The sequence below is a fragment of the Leclercia sp. J807 genome, assembly GCF_009734465.1.
Taxonomy (GTDB): Bacteria; Pseudomonadota; Gammaproteobacteria; order Enterobacterales; family Enterobacteriaceae; genus Enterobacter.
Map to the genome: position 1 here is coordinate 4,577,201 of NZ_CP046446.1, position 17,328 is coordinate 4,594,528.

The 17,328-nt window shown below is 55.3% G+C and carries 24 protein-coding genes; 3 read left to right on the forward strand and 21 right to left on the reverse strand.

Annotated elements, in window-relative coordinates:
- Nucleotides 1-34: 34 nt before the first annotated feature.
- The 8 genes from GNG26_RS21755 to GNG26_RS21790 form a co-directional block, all read right to left on the reverse strand.
- Complete coding sequence (locus GNG26_RS21755) at nt 35-553, reverse strand: phage major tail tube protein (RefSeq protein ID WP_156240047.1); 519 nt, start codon at nt 551-553, stop codon at nt 35-37.
- A gap of 12 nt (nt 554-565) precedes the next feature.
- On the reverse strand, nt 566-1,759 hold the full coding sequence (locus GNG26_RS21760) for a phage tail sheath protein (RefSeq protein WP_156240048.1): 1,194 nt from the start codon (nt 1,757-1,759) through the stop codon (nt 566-568).
- 229 nt (nt 1,760-1,988) lie between these two features.
- The gene (locus tag GNG26_RS21765) at nt 1,989-2,588 is read right to left on the reverse strand and encodes a tail fiber assembly protein (RefSeq protein WP_156240227.1); all 600 of its coding nucleotides are present in this window, start codon (nt 2,586-2,588) and stop codon (nt 1,989-1,991) included.
- Complete coding sequence (locus tag GNG26_RS21770) at nt 2,588-3,598, reverse strand: phage tail protein (RefSeq protein ID WP_156240049.1); 1,011 nt, start codon at nt 3,596-3,598, stop codon at nt 2,588-2,590. Before GNG26_RS21770 ends, GNG26_RS21765 begins: the two co-directional genes overlap by 1 nt.
- Complete coding sequence (locus tag GNG26_RS21775; RefSeq protein WP_156240050.1) at nt 3,595-4,203, reverse strand: phage tail protein I; 609 nt, start codon at nt 4,201-4,203, stop codon at nt 3,595-3,597. The genes GNG26_RS21770 and GNG26_RS21775 overlap by 4 nt, the downstream gene beginning before the upstream one ends.
- Nucleotides 4,196-5,104 (reverse strand): baseplate assembly protein, encoded by a 909-nt coding sequence (locus GNG26_RS21780; RefSeq protein WP_156240051.1) that lies wholly within the window; start codon nt 5,102-5,104, stop codon nt 4,196-4,198. Before GNG26_RS21780 ends, GNG26_RS21775 begins: the two co-directional genes overlap by 8 nt.
- 6 nt (nt 5,105-5,110) lie before the next feature.
- A complete protein-coding gene (locus GNG26_RS21785; RefSeq protein ID WP_156240052.1) occupies nt 5,111-5,461 on the reverse strand; it encodes a GPW/gp25 family protein in 351 nt (116 codons plus the stop codon).
- The gene (locus tag GNG26_RS21790) at nt 5,458-6,099 is read right to left on the reverse strand and encodes a phage baseplate assembly protein V (RefSeq protein ID WP_156240053.1); all 642 of its coding nucleotides are present in this window, start codon (nt 6,097-6,099) and stop codon (nt 5,458-5,460) included. Before GNG26_RS21790 ends, GNG26_RS21785 begins: the two co-directional genes overlap by 4 nt.
- 175 nt (nt 6,100-6,274) lie before the next feature.
- Between GNG26_RS21790 and GNG26_RS21795 the strand changes: the two genes are divergently transcribed.
- On the forward strand, nt 6,275-6,835 hold the full coding sequence (locus GNG26_RS21795) for a peptidase M14 (protein ID WP_231604179.1): 561 nt from the start codon (nt 6,275-6,277) through the stop codon (nt 6,833-6,835).
- A 47-nt stretch (nt 6,836-6,882) separates the two neighbouring features.
- Here the strand turns inward: GNG26_RS21795 and GNG26_RS21800 are convergent, their stop codons facing one another.
- From GNG26_RS21800 to GNG26_RS21850, 11 genes are all read right to left on the reverse strand, one after another.
- Entirely contained in the window at nt 6,883-7,329 is a 447-nt protein-coding gene (locus GNG26_RS21800; protein WP_156240054.1) for a phage virion morphogenesis protein, read from the reverse strand.
- The gene (locus tag GNG26_RS21805; RefSeq protein WP_156240055.1) at nt 7,322-7,789 is read right to left on the reverse strand and encodes a phage tail protein; all 468 of its coding nucleotides are present in this window, start codon (nt 7,787-7,789) and stop codon (nt 7,322-7,324) included. Before GNG26_RS21805 ends, GNG26_RS21800 begins: the two co-directional genes overlap by 8 nt.
- Nucleotides 7,752-7,997, reverse strand: coding sequence for an Rz1-like lysis system protein LysC (lysC, locus tag GNG26_RS22730; protein WP_156240228.1), 246 nt, complete (start codon nt 7,995-7,997; stop codon nt 7,752-7,754). Before lysC ends, GNG26_RS21805 begins: the two co-directional genes overlap by 38 nt.
- The gene (gene lysB, locus GNG26_RS21815; RefSeq protein WP_156240056.1) at nt 7,885-8,310 is read right to left on the reverse strand and encodes an Rz-like lysis system protein LysB; all 426 of its coding nucleotides are present in this window, start codon (nt 8,308-8,310) and stop codon (nt 7,885-7,887) included. Before lysB ends, lysC begins: the two co-directional genes overlap by 113 nt.
- A complete protein-coding gene (locus GNG26_RS21820) occupies nt 8,307-8,816 on the reverse strand; it encodes a lysozyme (protein WP_156240057.1) in 510 nt (169 codons plus the stop codon). The genes lysB and GNG26_RS21820 overlap by 4 nt, the downstream gene beginning before the upstream one ends.
- Complete coding sequence (locus GNG26_RS21825; protein ID WP_156240058.1) at nt 8,800-9,021, reverse strand: primosomal protein; 222 nt, start codon at nt 9,019-9,021, stop codon at nt 8,800-8,802. Before GNG26_RS21825 ends, GNG26_RS21820 begins: the two co-directional genes overlap by 17 nt.
- Nucleotides 9,012-9,215 carry a tail protein X gene (locus GNG26_RS21830; RefSeq protein WP_156240059.1) on the reverse strand — a complete coding sequence of 68 codons (204 nt, stop codon included), beginning with the start codon at nt 9,213-9,215 and terminating at the stop codon, nt 9,012-9,014. The genes GNG26_RS21825 and GNG26_RS21830 overlap by 10 nt, the downstream gene beginning before the upstream one ends.
- On the reverse strand, nt 9,215-9,721 hold the full coding sequence (locus GNG26_RS21835; protein ID WP_156240060.1) for a head completion/stabilization protein: 507 nt from the start codon (nt 9,719-9,721) through the stop codon (nt 9,215-9,217). Before GNG26_RS21835 ends, GNG26_RS21830 begins: the two co-directional genes overlap by 1 nt.
- Nucleotides 9,722-9,821: 100 nt before the next feature.
- Nucleotides 9,822-10,571: a terminase endonuclease subunit gene (locus GNG26_RS21840; protein ID WP_156240061.1), complete on the reverse strand. Its 750-nt coding sequence runs from the start codon at nt 10,569-10,571 to the stop codon at nt 9,822-9,824.
- 3 nt (nt 10,572-10,574) lie between these two features.
- Complete coding sequence (locus GNG26_RS21845) at nt 10,575-11,642, reverse strand: phage major capsid protein, P2 family (protein WP_156240062.1); 1,068 nt, start codon at nt 11,640-11,642, stop codon at nt 10,575-10,577.
- A 55-nt stretch (nt 11,643-11,697) separates the two neighbouring features.
- Nucleotides 11,698-12,552, reverse strand: coding sequence for a GPO family capsid scaffolding protein (locus GNG26_RS21850; protein WP_156240063.1), 855 nt, complete (start codon nt 12,550-12,552; stop codon nt 11,698-11,700).
- Nucleotides 12,553-12,717: 165 nt separating this feature from the next.
- Between GNG26_RS21850 and GNG26_RS21855 the strand changes: the two genes are divergently transcribed.
- Nucleotides 12,718-14,487, forward strand: coding sequence for a terminase ATPase subunit family protein (locus tag GNG26_RS21855; protein ID WP_156240064.1), 1,770 nt, complete (start codon nt 12,718-12,720; stop codon nt 14,485-14,487).
- Nucleotide 14,488: 1 nt separating this feature from the next.
- The gene (locus GNG26_RS21860) at nt 14,489-15,517 is read left to right on the forward strand and encodes a phage portal protein (protein ID WP_156240065.1); all 1,029 of its coding nucleotides are present in this window, start codon (nt 14,489-14,491) and stop codon (nt 15,515-15,517) included.
- A gap of 394 nt (nt 15,518-15,911) precedes the next feature.
- On the opposite strand, the gene GNG26_RS22570 is transcribed toward GNG26_RS21860, so the two are convergent.
- Both GNG26_RS22570 and GNG26_RS21870 read right to left on the reverse strand, forming a co-directional pair.
- Entirely contained in the window at nt 15,912-16,535 is a 624-nt protein-coding gene (locus GNG26_RS22570) for a hypothetical protein (protein WP_231604182.1), read from the reverse strand.
- 69 nt (nt 16,536-16,604) lie between these two features.
- Nucleotides 16,605-17,090, reverse strand: coding sequence for an ImmA/IrrE family metallo-endopeptidase (locus tag GNG26_RS21870; RefSeq protein WP_156240066.1), 486 nt, complete (start codon nt 17,088-17,090; stop codon nt 16,605-16,607).
- Nucleotides 17,091-17,328 lie beyond the last annotated feature (238 nt).

Below are 17,328 nucleotides of genomic sequence, written 5' to 3' on the forward strand. Positions count from 1 at the left end.
AGTGACCGGCCAGCCTGATTGACCGGTTAAGGGATTACAGGCCGATGGCCTTACGGTGCTCAGCCAGACGGTCGACGCCGTCGACTTTCAGCACCATGTTGATGACGTCAATCTCGATGACCTCTTTGCCGTCAATCGTGAGCTGGTAGTAAGCGCACTCGGTTGACATTTTGGTCGTGCCGCTTTCGCCCTGTTTATTCTCGCCGCCGTCATACTCTTTGTGACGGCCACGCATGACCACCTCAACAGCGGAAATCTCGCCGGTGTCATCGCGCTGGTATGAGCCAGCAAAACGTAACGGCACGCTGGCCGCGCCCGGTGATGCGTACTGCGCCCACAGTGCGACGTCAGGCAGGCCACCAATCGTCCACTCAAGAGACAGCGCATCGTCATCGAGGCCGAGGTCAATTGACACCGCGCCCGGCATCCCGCCGCCACGGTATTTCTCAAGCTTACGGGTCAGCTTTGGCAGGGTGACGGATTCCACGACGCCCATGTAGCTGAGGCCGTCGTTAAACATGTTCAGGTATTTCAGTTTGCGTGGTAATGCCATGCTCTGAGCTCCTTAGCTGTTGACCGACTCTGACAGGTTCGCCAGATAGGTATCAGTGATGCGCTGGCGCAGGGTCAGGTTTTCCAGCGGCGGGACGGGGGTGTAGTCGTAATCGATATACAGTTTCCCCGCTTTGAGCGTTTCCACGCTGTTTGAATCCGGGTCGTACCAGCACGAACCGTCGACGATATAGCCGTTGTTTTTCAGCTCGCGGAATTTGGCATTAATACCGGCGACGATGTCGCGGATAAGCGTTGCGGTGACAGGTTTATCCATCGCCCAGGCGTGCGCCTCCGCCATCGTGTCGGCCAGCACCTGCGCGGTGCGGGTGTAGTTCTCAAACAGGAAAAGCGGGTCATCAGAACAGGTGCGGTTTCCCCAGAACTTAAAGCCGTCATTGCGAATAAGCGTGGTGACACCGGCCTGATTTAACAGGTTGGCGTCCGTGGCTGACTCCTGCAAATCCCATGAGACCGAGGCACTGACGCCGGTGACACCATTGACGCCGACGTTTGACAGGGTCTTGTGCCAGCCGGTTTCCTGGTCGATTTTGGCACGCAGGCCGAGCGCGCGGGCGGTCGCCCATGCAACAGCGGTTTCATTCGTCGTGGTGTCCCATGCCAGAAAATCAGGATGAATGACCATAAGCTCGCGCTGGCTGAAATTCTCACGATAGGCAATCGCGTCTGAAATGGTTTTGCACCCCCACGCGCTGACATAGCCAAACGCGCGCAGGCTCTGGCAGGTCGACGCCAGCGCGGTCGCCACTTCCTGAGAATCCAGCCCCGGCACGCCAAGGATACGCGGCTTGACGCCGGTGACAGTTTTCGCCGTCAGCAGCGCTTTCAGCCCGGTGTATTTGCCGTTTTCATCGGTCGTGCCGATGATGTTCGAGATAGTTTCGTTCTGCGCCGCCTCTTCGTCGTCAGGGTCTGCGACACCTTCGGCAACACGAACAACTACAATGACCGGTTTGCACTGGTCTGCGATGGCCTGCAGGGAAGCTGACAGCGTTCCAAGCTTACCGGCTTTACCGATAGCGCTCTGCACGCTGGTAATCAGCACCGGCTCATTTAGGGGGAATGTCTTTTCGTCAGCATCGCTGGCCGTGCAGACCATACCGATGATTGCCGTCGAGACGGTGGAAATGGTGCGCGTGCCATCGTTAATCTCGATGACCTCAACGCCGTGATGAAAGTCACTCATCCGTTTAACTCCGTAGTAAGGGGTGAGTGTCATTTTCCTGATAGTGTCAAAGACGGTCTAACCGTGAAGGCTCGGTGATAGCTGGCACAACGACGAGTCGGTATTTATGGCGAGGGATTTTCTTAAGACGGGGAAAAGCGCGTTTTGATGTGAGGGTCACGTTGATACGGGGATGTATCCGGGCGCGGTGAATGCATGGACACATCCGCCGTCCCGGAGAATGAACGACCTACACCGCCGGAGAAACCGGCCAGTTAATACCCGGTGCCGTATCGGTATCAACAGCCTGCAGCTCTTTGATATAAGCCATCCAGCTAATCAGGCTGGTTTTGTCATCATCAGAGATGCTGCCGAGCTGGAGCTCGGTTTGCCACAGGCTGATAGTGCTTTGGGCTTCGGCCAGCAATAAGCCTTTTTTCTGTTGAGCTGCCGCAACCTGACCCGTTTTTTGAGCATCCGTGTCGGTGACCCATTCGCTACCGTTCCAGCGGTCATAAGGCGTCAGCGGCTTAACAGTGGTCACACTGGCAGGATAATCACCCAGCGCAGTAATCTCGACAGGCTGGCCGGTTGCCGTGTCATAAACCGTCTCGCTCCGGTGATCGGTAACATACTCCCACCCATCACAGCTGGCCGTGCGGCAAATGGCAAAACCGGCTTTATTATCGGGCGGCGCATCAGTGCAGGAATTAGCAGGAATCCCCACGCCCACCGCCAGAAACTCGACGGATGACGCCAGAAATTCGCGGGTTTCACCATCGTAGTTATACACCGTCATATCACCGGCTTTCGTGGCAATGCCGTTTTTATTCAATGTTGCTTTCGCCATCATGCCGCCCTCACGATGTAGTTAAATGCAATGTTGCGCGGTCGGGTTTCGGTAGCCGAGCGAACAACACGGGAAGAATCAAAGTTGTGATCGGTTACTGCATTACCTTGTGGGTTTTCATCCAGAGAGACACTATTCCCCGTATCACCAGTATCAAACACGCCGGTACCCTGATTGTTAGAAAAATGCACTACCCCCTTGATTGCGCCAGTCATCTTCTGCACTGCATCAGTCTGGCTCGATAGAATGGCACGGCCAGAATCCACACCGCGCCCGTCATCCCACCCGCGCATAAACTCACCGCGCATATCAGGCAGGGTACCGGACGGATAAACGACGGCCAGCTTTGGATATTTCGTCTTGTCAAAAGTCGCGCCGTTGCATTTAAGCCAGCCAGCCGGCGGCGTTACCTGCGGCCACGGCAGCGGAAACCCGACCGGAATGTATTTATCAATATCCGCTGTTTTGAGGTACTGCGCGTGCGGGTCAGCAGCGGCAAGGTGTGCGGTCAGCAGACTATCGGCATAGGCTTTCACCTCGATAACCCCATCGTCGACATACTGGCGCGTTGCCAGCACGACCGACGGGTCAATTTTCAGGGTAATGGCCGACGTGCTCGACACAATCAGGATCATGCGAATGGTCTGCGTGCGACCGCTTCCCTCCTGCAGCTGCGGCTTATAGGTTTCCGGGCAGTTCGCCACGGCAATCAAAATGCCGTCTTCGTCATAGATACCAATCTCGCGTATCCAGAAGCCCCCCTCATTCTCGGGGATAATCTGCTCCGCGATAATCTGGCTTTCATTTGCCGGGTCAATGCTCAGCATGTTCAGCGGCGCAATACGCTTCTGATTGATGAGCTTCGTTTGCGCGGGGTCAGGGGTCGGCAGCGTACCGTTTGCATCACCGACGCCCATCTGCGTCAGGTTAAGTCTGGTACCGAGTGCCGCCGCGTTCGCCAGCCGCGCCGCGCCCTGATTGGTCAGAATGGCTAAATATTTTGCGGTCATACGTTCACTCTCAGGTTGTCAATCAAATGGATGGCCGAGGCCGGATAATATTCACCGCCGACGATAATTTCCTCGGGGGTGTAGGGGTAAACCGTCAGCGCGTCGCCGTGGTAGCATCCTGCGCCGACATACAGCTCGCCGGTCGCACTGAGGCTGATAGCCAGCCCGGTCAGGTGGCGGCTTGCCGGTCTGGCATCGTCAATCAGGCGCTCAAGCTCCTGATACATTTCATCCGTGATGCCACTGTCGAGCACGCCGACAACGAGGCGGAATGTGCCGGGCTCCTCGTCGAGCTGCCACCACTCGCGTACCTCAATCAGATAGCCGAGCGGTTCAACGACCCGACGTAATGCGCTGATAGTGCCTTTGTGCTGATGGACGAAAAACGAGGACGCACACACGCTGCGCTTTGTCGCCTCCGGCCACCCCTCATCCCACCTGTCAACCGACAGCGCCCACGCCAGATAGGGCAGCAGGTTTAACGGGCAGTCGCGCCAGTTCCACAGGGTGCGCAGCGGTACCGGCACGCACTTAATCTCAGCGAGCGCGGCAGCGGCGGCGACTTCAAGCTGTGATGAGCCAACGGGTAAAAGCCGGTCACTCATCCGAGCCCCCGATAGTTATCTGGTACTCGGTGCAGTTCGACGCCTGCGACTTAGTCAGCACAATATCGGCCTGCGGTGATGCCAGCTCAACACGCTGCACACCTTCAACATGCAGCGCCGCATAAATGGCCGACAGGCGGATATCACGCCCGAGACGGTGCTGCGCGCTGATGTAGCTCTGCAGCTTCTGCTCTGATGCCTGCCTGATGGGCTCAGATTCGGGGCCGGGGTAAACGTAGAGCGTTGCGTCAATCTGATACGGCACAATTTCGGCTGACTGGACGGTCACCCGGTCGGCTACCGGGCGCACATCTTCGGCATTGAGCGCCTTATCAACAATCGCCAGTAACTCAGGGCTGGCGGTGCCGTCATCCTCGCGGGATAACACGGTGATCGTCACGCAGGCTGGCGACGGGCTTTCGACCGAGACGTCAGCGACCCGCCCGTCTGCGCTGCGGCCGTGATACTCATACGCCCCGACCGGCCCCGCCACGCTCAACCCCTCAAACGCCTGTTGTGCGCGCAGGCGCAGGTCGGTGTCGGACTCCATAACCGCAGGCGTCGGCGGAATGGTTGTAGTGTCCTCCGGGGTGATGGTCAGGCGCTCGGTATTGTTGTTCCCGACCACGACGTCGAGGTCATTACCGGCGGAATACGCCAGCGTCACCGCCAGTGCTGCCTCGTTCACACGCTGACGCCAGATAACCTCACGGTAGGCGTTTTCCTGCAGCAGCTTAACAATCGGCTCTGACTCAAGCGCGAGCGTCCGGGTAATGGCCTCCTGCTGGTCTTCGGGATAAAGCGAAATCAGCGTCGCTTTGCGTTCTGCAAGGATGGTTTCATAGTCCAGTACCTCAACCACATCGGGAACGGGTAACTGACTCAGGTCAACAGTTGCCATAGTGATTTAACTCAGTGGAATGGTGATGGAAATTGGCTGGCCTGATGTCGAGCGCGTGCCGGTGATATCGACATACAGCCCGCCGTCAGTGTCTGACCGCTCAAAAGCAATTGATGTCAGGGTGACGCGCGGCTCCCACTTCTGGATCGCGGAATAGCACGCGGCCATAATCTGCAGGCGCAGCGCCGGTGTCTGCGGCTGGTCAATCAGTGCCGACAGGAGAGAGCCGTATTCACGGCGCATGACGCGCGAGCCAATCGGCGTGACCAGAATGTCGCGCACGCTTTGCCTGATATGCTCGACCTCAGAAATACTGAGCCCGGTCTGGCTGCTCATGCCCAGATAACGCACCGTCATTGGATGCCCTCCGTCCAGCTCCCGCCTTTTTCAACACCGCCGTGGTTGTGGTCATCCACCTGCACGCCGTTAGAGGTGAATTTCCCGCCGGTGTGCGTGATATTCCCTTTCATCGTTCCGCCTTTCTGCACTTCGAGGGAGCCGGTGATCAGCTTGTTGGTACACACCACCTCGGGAGTGTCGAGCGTGATGCGGGTCGAGGCTTTGACCAGCACTACCGGCACGGTGGCGGTAACGGAATCCGACGCGGTGACGTCGGCGGTTTTGATGCCGGATACGGTGAGCGACCCGCTTTCGGGTTCGTACTCGATAACCGCCCCGTCAGGAAAGGACACATGAAGCGCATCAGGCGAGGCTGACGGCGCGGGATTGTCATCCGAGAAAATGCCCGGCAGCACAAAGGCCGTATCGAGTTCCCCGCCGATAGCCAGCAAAAGCACCTGCTCACCGACCGAGGGAGCCCACCACACCCGCGAGCGACCGGCGCGACAGGTGAGCCAGTTCAGCCAGGTAGTTTGCATTCCGCCGGTCTGGACACGACACAGCCCCTCGACGAGGTCGATGTCGGTTACGATGCCAGTGCGGATGAGGTTGCGGATCGCGCGTGCGATCTCCTGCAGAGAATTTAAATTATTCATGGGGAAAGGATGCCGCCGAGCAAGGACCGCGGCAATGAAACGGGGTTCAATGGTGTCTCAAACAACAAGCCATTGTTAAACATGTTCTGAGTTGATGACTCAATCTTTTTTTATTTTTTTACAATAAGAGTTCGGCTTACAATCACGCTAATTCGGACATAAAAAGGATATGAACATGGCTTTGACTTGGATAGATGTCACTGATAATGCCGTTAAAATTGGCCTAGGGTCATTGATAGCACTGGCTAGCAGCTGGCTCACTCTAAAACTCTCTCAGAATCATGAAAATAAAAAGCTCGTTCTTGCTCAAATCAATAAAGACATTGAAGAAAAAACCAAAAAGTACGTTGACTTCTTAACAACCTCTCAATCGTTAATGCAGAAATATCTTTTTTCACAATGCGATGGTAGCAGCGATGACTATCTTAATTATTTAAGACTGCATAACGAAATCAGTATCACATCTGATGATTTAATACGTAATCATGCTTTCAAAGTACAACATGCCGTTTCATCCTTTATTACTTATAACAAAAATGGTGATATTGAATTAATCACTAAACTTCGAGACAACGGTCGAAATGAGGCTTCGAAGTTTCAATACCTTGCCTTTGTTGAATTAGAACAGCTAAAAACGAAAACTCGAGAAAAGAAAGTTATATCGCAAATTGTCTTTGGTTGGTTTAAACGACGCTTTACGCTCTGGAAAATCAAGAAAATTGGTGGGAATTCATAATTGGTTATAGCAATGGCGATGACGCAAAGGCCATCATCGCCAGTAATTCAATCTAGATGTGTTATTATTAGTGTCTCGACAAGCTGTTTATCTGCCTGGCTAAATCCGAGTAGCTGGCGCTCTGCATACTGCACGTCCTGTGCGTGCACGTTTGGCCGGTCTTTAAGTCCGTACTGATGAACGCGCGCGATACGCTGCACTTTCCCGGTAAATTCCACCACAGCACTGTTTTCACGCCCACCGGCTTTCATGTAACGGCTCGTGCGCAGCTTCTGAAACATCGCCCTTTTGATTCGCCCGGTCTTTGCCCTGAGCGGCTGACGCCTACGCGCCTGATAGGGTGAACCGTCCGGGGCTTTTTGCTGTTTAATCCGTTGCTGCTGTGCCGTTCTGAGCTGTTTCGCAATCTCACCGGAAAGCTGTCGACGGCCTGCAGGTGACAGGGCAGCAAGCAGCCCGGCGAGCTTATCGTTAAAGGGCTTTAAGTCACTCATCCCATTTACTCACCAGTTCGCCGTTGATATAGAGCGCTTTCGGACGGGTGACAGGCTCAGGCAGTGGCGGCTCGGGGGCATAGCTCACATGCAGTACGCCGTTTTCCTCCCTGATGATGGTGCGCTCGGTCAGCTGCAGGCTGATACTGATGTCGACATTATCCCCGTCGTTTAAATCCATCTGGAAACGGTAGCCCTTTTTGCGTCCCTCATCGAGCGTGCAGATATCCGGCTGGTTTTCCCTGAGCCACGCGGCCACCGGCACGAAAATCAAATCAGGGTCGCCCACAAAATCACACACGATCACATTGAGGGTGTATTTTTTTTCATGGGACAGTGAGGCCGCGAGACGCGCATCGATATTCCCCTCATCGGCAAAGATGCGCATCATTTCGGGATTGGTTTTAAGCTGCGGGACGGCGTCAGTTAACGCTTTGCGCAGGCTGATGGCTTTCTTCATCGAGTTTATCCTGACAGTCTTTGACGGTTTCAACCTGCAGCGCGCAGGCGGCGAGCGCGTGCTCAAGCCTGCGAATATCTGCACTCAGGTCGCCATTAGTGACCGGATTGCTTTCCGGCATCGGGCAATAGCTCACCTTCGGGCACGCGCTGTAAACAATGACCGGCGGAGGCACAACCGGCGCGGGTGTGCAGCCTGCGCACAACATCAGGCAGCTTGTCGCCATACCAGCGGCGTAATGTTTCATTCTCATTTAACAGCCTCGTAATGGTCTCTTCACGCCGCACTGCCATCGCACCGGCGGCAATCAGTTCACCGCGTAAACTGACCTGCGCGGTTTCGTTTGCCCTGGCAATTCCCTGCGAAACGGAAAGCTGATTTTTCAGCATGCCGATCACGTTTTTTTGTTCACCGGCGACCCTGTTCGCCCGTTCAAAAGAGCGCGTGAGGTTGCCGTTTTCGTGGCGCTGCCAGAGCACAACCGCAACCAGTGCAGCCAGTAAAAACAACATCATTTTCATGGCACCCCCTTGATGCAGTAAGCACGCTCACGCGCGCGGCGGTTTTCCAGCCCGGTGCTGACTTCGCCTTTCACAAAAACCCAGCGGGTGAGCTGGTCGCACGCCTGCCACCACTGCTGGCGTTTGATATACGAGACCAGCGTCGACCGGCAGGCCGCGCCGGTTCCCACGTTGAATGAGAAGCTGACCAGCGCGTCGTAAATGCGCTGCGGCATTTTCACCGGTACGCAGACCGCGAGACGCTTCTCGACGTTCAGCACATCCGCGACAAGGTTCGCCGCCGCCTGTCGCTCGGTGATATCCCTTTTCGGGACGACGCCTGCAGTGTGGCCGATGCCAGACGTCCACACTCCCGCGCTGCACTGGTAAGGCGTCAGGCGACATCCTTCGAGGTCGGCAATCAGCGCCAGCCCCCCGGGCGAGGTGTTAAGCAGACGAAAGTCAGGCATCAGCGCCGCCAGCGCCAGCACTGCGGCCACACTGCAACGTTTAATGATTGAGCTCACGGATCGCCCCCTTATCGAGTCCGAGTGACGTCAGGTAGCGGTACGTTTTGCGCTTAAACCAGTAGTTCGTCAGCGCGGTAAAAATGGCGCACCCGCCACCCACATAAAGCGCCACCTTTTCGGGCGACATCGCCCCGAGATAGGCCAGCGCGACGGCCAGCCAGTAGGCGATAAACGTGGTGATTTTTTCCATACTCAGTCCCATAGATTCACCGTTTCGGTTTTGGCCGCGCTGTCGGTATCGGGCAGCTCGATAGCCGTTCCGTGCGGCAGAATGACGCCGAGCTCAGACAGACCGGGATTAGCCTTTAACACGGTTTCGACGACTCCCCCGGTGCGCCCGTAATACCGCGCGCAAATCGCGTCGAGGGTGTCGCCCTGCAGCGCATACGCTTTCATCAGATTTGCCCCACAATGCAGCGCGCTTTGTCCTGAATACGCGCCACTGACCAGCGCATATCCCGCCACATTTCATCGATAGTGCTGTCGATGCTGTCGGCCTTTTTGTCCCCTTTGGCGGTCGCATCCACGCCGCGAAAACGCTCATAAAGCGTGGCCGTCGTCATCGAACACACGGCGTTGAAGTAGTGGAAAACCCGCACACTCTCGCCGTCGAGCTCGTCGGTCGGGACATCAGCCAGCGTGGCGTAACCGGCATCGAGCTGACGCTCGCGCCATTCGCCCAGCTCCGCGTTAGTCTCCGCGATGGCGGTCTTAATCGCCCGGCGCAGGCGCACCGGGGAAACGGTCTGTTCAAGGCGCATTTCTTCCCGCACGCGCTTCGGATCAACATCAGGGTAAAACGGGGTGTTTTTGATTACCGGCTCGCTCACGCCCGGCGGCGGTATCACCACGCCCGGCACGTCCTGCGGCTCTTTGTTTTGCTCAATAATCAGCGTCGTCATGACAACCTCGGGTAATAGGTTGGGCGGTGGACGCCGGTCGCAGTCAGGGCAATTGATACCCGCATTGACCGCCGTGCCGCCCGGCTCGGGGAGCGCTCGGTTAACCTGCGGCTTTTACCGCCTTTGGTGGACGTCCACGCCGTGCCGCCGGTTTTTCGGCGGGTTTGCGCACACGCGGTTTAATCGTTTTGGTTTTCGGCTCGGGTTTTGGCCTGAGCTGGCGCTCTAACTGCTCGATGTCTTTACGCACACCGATAGCGCCCTCTAACTGGATCGCACGCTGCAGGTGCGCCAGCGCCTCGGGCAATTGCTCCGCATCACGCAGCACGTAGCCGGTGATTTTGTGCAGTTTGGCGCGCACGATGTCCGGCATATCAGCACGCTCAGTCAGCGCGAGGGTGTCGAGCAGGTTCGCCAGTTCGACCGGCTGTTTAGCGCTGCGCAGGCGCTGCGCGGCAAGTGCCACCTCTTCGGCCAGCAGGTAAGGCGTCGGACGGCGCCCGGTCGGCATGGTCAGGCCATAGGTCATGGCATAACGGGCAATTTCCAGCGCCCCGGCGATATCGTCAGCATCGAGACGCCACAGCATGACCGTCATGACAACGTCATCCTGCGCACCCTTGCCGTTCGCGAGGACGCCAGCCACCCACGGCAGATAGAACGGCAGCAGCTCGCGCTTTTTATCTGCCTTGCGCTCATTGGATCGGATTTGTTTTAGCGTGCGGTTGTCTGCGGCCAGCTTAACCAGCATCTGCTCATAGGCAGTTGCATTGCGCAGCGGGACAGCAGCCCGCCGCGCTGTTTCAGAGGCCGAGACCCGCATCATGTGACGCGCTGCGGGACTCGTCATGGCTTACTCTCCGCTATCCGGTGTTTCAGGCGCAGTGAAGTCACCAAGCGTGATGTTTTCAACCAGGCAACCGGCGGCGTAAGCCTCGACCACATAGTCAATATTCATTGACTCGTAGTTTTCGATGCGGTCTTTTTTCGGCTCTTCGATGATGGCGCGACGGTGTGCATCATCCATGAAGTAAATCGACAGGTTATCGAGACGTGTCACCATCAGGGCATTAGCCGGGAAGTACGGGACGCGCACGGCTGGCAGGTTGCCGATGCGCTTCTGGCTGATGATGATGTCAGCGGCCAGCGACTCGCTGTTTTCCTGCGTCTTGTTGACGATAGGGAAATATTTATCCGCCATCAGCTTACGCCCGGTGATAACGACCAGCTCCGGGTCATCCTGATAAATCTCATCAATCAGGTTGCCGGTGGCATCCATGACCAGCGCATCGAGGTTCGCATAGTCGCCATTTTTACCCACGCGGATCACGTCGGAAATTACCGCGCCCTCATCGTCAGTGATTTTTGACATCACGCGCGCTGGCGCTTCGTTGCGGTACTTCTGCAGCCAGCCGGTCGCCACGTCCTGCAGCAGCGGATTTTGTTTGCGGTCTGACGTCGCCGCGCGCTCGATGCCGTTGAAACCGGCCATGATGAAATCAAGCGACTGACGTTTGATAATCGCGTCACGGATACGGGTCTGGAAGTCCTGGAATCGCGCCCACAGGTCGAGTTGTTTGTAACGAATATGGAAATCAAAGTTAATCTGATCGCACTCGTATTTGTTGGACTCCAGCGCGGTGAAATCCGCGGTCTTACGCTCATCATCCCCGGCGGTGTCGGCAGTGCTGGCAATCGTACCGTTAACACCGACGCCAACTTTTTCGCCTTTCAGCTCGTCGACCGGCACGATGTTAATTTTTGTCAGAAACGCGGATGACATCTGCAGGGTGGTCATCAGGGTTTGCGTGACCGACGGCTCGACGGTGAATTTCTTCGCCACGTCATCGGTGGAAACACCGTTCAGCTCCGCGACGCGGGACAGGTAGGCATTGAATTTGAAACGGGTATCTTTACGCATGGTTATTCCTGTTCAGGTAATAGGTATCAGGCCGGGCAGCACGCCCGGCGGATTATCAGCAGTTGGTCAGCAGCTCGTCGCCGGTACCGCCTTTTGAAAGTTCGCGGCGCGGCTGGCGCTGACTTTCGGTGTTATCGAGGGAGTGTTTCAGGGAGGTAAACGCCTGTGCGTTTTCTTCGGTCGTGCGGGTCACGTCCTGCTTAAGCTGTGCAAAAGCGGTCTCCAGCCCGGTGAGACGTTTGTCGGTCTCGGTCAGGTTGGTCTGTACCTGCTCGGTGACGGTGGTCACCGCCTCATGCACATCTGCGAGACGCGCGTCATCGCTGGCCTGCTTACGGCTGAAAATGGCTTTGACCTTGTCGGTCAGGCTGTTGAGCATGGTGTCGGGAACGTCTTCAAACTCCAGCTCAGCCAGTGAGGCCACAGAGAAAACGTCACCCGGCTGGTCTTTTTTACCGGCGAGCGGGTTCTGCGTGGCACGGCTGCAGAATTCGAGGTATTCGGTGCCGAGGCTTGCCGGGTCATCGGTCACGGCCAGCCCGATGAGATAGCACTTGCCGCTGTTGGCAAAGTTCGGGCGGATCTCCATAGAGGTGTAAACCTTCTGACCGGCCTTAACCATGCTGACCAGCTCGTCGAGCGGCTGAATTTTGCCAAACAGCGCTTTTTTGCCGTTAAGCGCTGAGTCATCGCTGATGGTTTCGGCTTTGACTTCGATAACGTCGCCGTAGCGTTTAAACGGACTGTCAGGCATCAGCCCCCGGATATGTTCGAGGTTGATACGACAGCCATAGACACGCGGGTCGAACGTGTCGGCCATATCCTGAATATCATCGCCACTGATTACGCGGCCATCGCAGGTGTCACCCTCGACGCCAATGCGAAACCATTTAGAAATTTTCTTTGCCATTGTTCAGGTGTCCTGATGTTGGGTTTTCGGGTCGGGGTTAGTTTCCCGACTCCGTCCCGCATCAGCCACCGGTTACAGAAGTGCAACCCCTGACACAACAGGGGTTTAGCGATAACGCCCTGCCATTTCCTTAGCCTTGCCTTGTGACATCAAAACGAGGCAAACATGACCATTTCAACTGACCTTTCACTGCTCAATGACCCGCGACGACAGGCGCGGCTGCTGTACTGGCAGGGGTTCGCCGTGCCGCAAATCTGCGACATGCTGCAGCTCAAGCGCCCGACCGTGCAGAGCTGGAAACAGCGTGATGGATGGGAGGAAACCGCGCCGATTAACCGCGTGGAGTCGACGCTTGAGGCGCGGCTCATCCAGCTTTACGCAAAGCAAGACCTCACCGCGCATGACTTCAAAGTCGCTGATTTTCTGTCGCGTCAGCTGGAGCGCCTCGCGCGCGTGAACCGCTACAGCCAGACCGGAAACGAGGTCGATTTAAACCCCAACATTGCGAGCCGCAACAAGGGGGATCGCAAAAAGCCGAAACGTAATTATTTCAGCGAGGAGGCAATTGAGAAGCTGGAAGAGATTTTCCTCGACCAGTCCTTTGCGTATCAGCTCCACTGGCATAAAGCGGGGCTGGAACATCGGATCCGCCACATCCTGAAATCGCGCCAGATTGGCGCAACGTTCTACTTTGCGCGCGAGGCACTTCTTCGCGCCCTTAAAACCGGCCAGAACCAGATATTTTTGTCAGCGAGTAAAACGCAGGCTTACGTTTTCCGTAAGTACATCATCGCCTTTGCACGTCTGGTCGACGTCGACCTGTCAGGCGACCCGATTGTCATCGGCAACAACGGCGCAGAGCTGATTTTCCTCGGTACCAACTCCAACACCGCGCAGAGCCATAACGGCGACCTGTATGTCGATGAAATTTTCTGGATCCCCAATTTCCAGCGCCTGCGCAAAGTGGCCTCGGGTATGGCTTCGCAGTCACACCTGCGCACGACCTATTTCTCGACCCCATCCACGCTGGCGCATGGTGCTTACCCGTTCTGGTCAGGCGAGCTGTTTAACCGGGGGCGCAGTAACCGCGACGAACGTGTCGACATCGATATCAGCCATCAGGCGCTTGCCGGTGGCGTGCTGTGCGGGGACGGCCAGTGGCGGCAGATTGTCACCATTGAGGACGCGCTTTCCGGTGGCTGCACCCTGTTTAACCTCGACCAGCTCAGACAGGAAAACAGCGCGGATGACTTCCGCAACCTCTTCATGTGCGAGTTTGTCGACGACAAAGCGTCAGTATTCCCGTTCGAGGAGCTGCAGCGCTGCATGGTTGATGTGATGGAAGAATGGGAGGACTTTGCACCGTTTGCCGACCGCCCGTTTAACTGGCGCCCGGTCTGGATTGGCTATGACCCGTCACACACCGGCGACAGCGCAGGCTGCGCGGTACTGGCTCCGCCACTGGTAGCCGGTGGCAAATTCCGCATCCTTGAGCGTCATCAGTGGAAAGGTATGGACTTTGCCGCGCAGGCCGAGGCCATCCGCTCACTCACCGAAAAATACACCGTCGACTATATCGGCATCGATGCGACCGGTATCGGCCAGGGTGTTTACCAGCTCGTGCGCTCGTTCTTCCCGGCGGCGCGCGCCATCCGCTACACGCCGGAAATGAAGACCGCCATGGTGCTGAAAGCGAAAGACACAATCCGACGCGGGTGTCTGGAATACGACACCGGTGCAACCGACATCACTCAGTCATTTATGGCTATCCGTAAAACCATGACCAGCAGTGGCCGCAGTTCCACCTATGAAGCCAGCCGCAGTGAAGAGGCCAGCCATGCAGATATCGCGTGGGCGACCATGCACGCCCTGTTAAACGAACCGCTTTCCGCCGGTAGCGGGATGCAATCAGCCTCAATTCTGGACATTAACTAATATGAAAAAACGTCAAAAGAAACAACCACAACAGACAGCCAGCATGACCGCCAGCGCGCCGCAGAAAATGGAGGCGTTCACCTTTGGTGAGCCCTCCCCCGTTCTGGATCGCCGCGATATCCTCGACTATGTCGAGTGTATCAATAACGGGAAATGGTACGAGCCGCCGGTCAACTTCTCGGGGCTGGCGAAAAGCCTGCGTGCCGCCGTACATCACAGCTCCCCGATTTACGTTAAGCGCAACATCCTGACGAGCACCTATATTCCGCATCCATTGCTGTCACGTCAGGATTTTAGCCGCCTTGTACTCGATTATCTGGTCTTTGCAAACGGCTATCTTGAGAAGCGCCTGAGCGTTACCGGCCAGCTCATGAAGCTGGAAACCTCCCCGGCCAAATACACCCGCAGGGGTGTCGAGGATGATGTTTACTGGTACGTGTCGAGCTTTACTCACCCGCACCAGTTCGCCCCCGGCTCGGTGTGCCATTTACTTGAGCCCGATATCAATCAGGAGCTCTACGGGATGCCGGAATACCTGAGCGCGCTGAATTCAGCCTGGCTGAATGAATCCGCCACGCTGTTTCGTCGCAAGTATTACCAGAATGGCGCGCACGCGGGTTACATCATGTACGTGACCGACGCGGCACAGAGCAGCACTGACGTCGAGTCGCTGCGCTCCGCGATGCGTGACTCGAAAGGGCTCGGGAATTTTAAAAACCTGTTTTTCTATGCGCCCAACGGGAAACCGGACGGCATTAAGATCGTGCCGCTGAGTGAAGTCGCCACGAAGGATGATTTTTTCAATATCAAAAAGGTGAGCGCCGCCGACCTGCTCGATGCGCACCGCGTTCCGTTCCAGCTGATGGGGGGCAAACCTGAGAATATCGGCTCAATGGGTGACATCGAGAAGGTGGCGCGGGTATTTGTGCGTAACGAGCTGACGCCGCTGCAGGAGCGTTTCAAGGAAATAAACGACTGGTTAGGAATGGAGGTGATCCGCTTTAAGGATTACAACATCGACACCGATTAACCCCGCCCAAAATGCCGCCTCCGGGCGGCATATCCTCAGAGCGCACCAGACGCCGCGTACGCTGCGCAATCCCTCGCACACCTCATCGCCCGACCTCACAGCACAGCACCCCGCCACGACGCGCACAGACGCGCAAAATAAATCCCGCCACCACGTCTGGCGCGCAGTGCTATCCCCGCCTCGCCTGCGCGCTTAGCGGGTCGCTTTCAATGCAGGTGCATCAGGAGCCCCGAGCCGCGCCAGCATTAGCGCAGGCTGGCAAAACCGGAAATAAAAAACGAATGCAAACTCATGCACCTACTGCATGCATGACTGAAAAAAAGAAAACTCACGAAAAAATGGCATAAAAAAACCGGCATTCAGGGTGCCGGCTTGATTGATTAGATAATCACCATTATTTGGAAAACTTGTTTTTGAGGTAGTTTATCATGCCCATAATTAACTCGCTCAAAGGCGTCGCCAACTCAATGTTATCCGTAGTTTTCTGTCCGTTAAGGTTTTTGTCAGTAGGATGATGGAACGCCGACTTAAGGAGAGTCAAAATTAGAGTCAACCCGACACCAAGTATGAAAGCTACGATTGCAATCAGTGAGCTAGCTGACAACCAATCGGTAGATAAAGGAGGGATAGTGCTTTCATTTTTGTCAGTTGATGGCGTGGATTGGCTGGATTTCTTAGGGTCTTCAGACTCAACACATTTAGTTGATGGCTGACAGATCTCTTTTTCACTTTTTTTAGTTAACACTTCAACGATGCTGCTCTTAGCTTGCAAGAGCCCATTCCCAACCTTAAGAGCGAAAAAAAGTCCTTGCCATAAAAACATAACGGCAAAAATCAGTACGGTTATAGATAGAATCAAGCGCATGCCACGCCTTTCCATACCATCCCTAACGTCCCTACGAATTAAAATGTCAGGATCATTATCGCTAGGTGGTGTAGTTGGGGGAGTTAAACCAGAGGGCGGGGGCGTTTGCTGTGGTTGAGCCGGAGATTGCCCAGACAAATCAATACTAGACATAAAAAAAATCACCATTATCAATAGGAATAATGGTGATTTTAAACTGGTTTAAGAAAAATTAAAGGGCTATCAGTAAGCCATACCTAAACCTTTGAGGCGCCAGTGCATAGCGGCTTCAGAAACGTTAAATATGTTCGCCAGACGTAAAGTGCTATCGACACCTTCACGGGACACTAACTGACGAATTGCATCTTCGGGCATTAGCAGTTCTGCTGCAAACTGGTTAGCTTCAATTTCACAAAATTCATGTGTACCAGTAGAGTAGTTACCGATGCTGTCGCGATGGTACTCTCCATCTTGTGTATGACCCAAAACGTGATGACCAAGCTCATGCGCTACAGTAAACCGCTGACGGTTATAGTGCTCAGTTGAGTCATAATAAATTCGTGGTACACCGTTTTTAATTACGGCCAAACCGCTTAACCCATCGTTGTTATACGCCGATTCCCTGAGTGCCTCCACTCTTGCTCCCCATGCCGTGGCGAGCTTAAACGGATCGACAGGTAGTCGGCGGTCCCAAAAATGATTAAGCAGATTTTTCGCTGCAAAGCTCATGGTTGCCTCCTACGTTTGAAGTTAAGGGATTACAGCCTTACCATAAGTGTAATTTTATGTCAAGCTGGATTTTTCAGCCATTAATATAACACTAATCCCGGTTTTCCCATAACACTTTTCATGCAAATTGCGCTACATGAGCCTATTCAAATCTCCAACTGTAAAAGTTACAGGATGTATAACTGTTTGCTAATCTTAGACCGATCTATAACAAGCGATTAGATGTTTTTCCCAACAA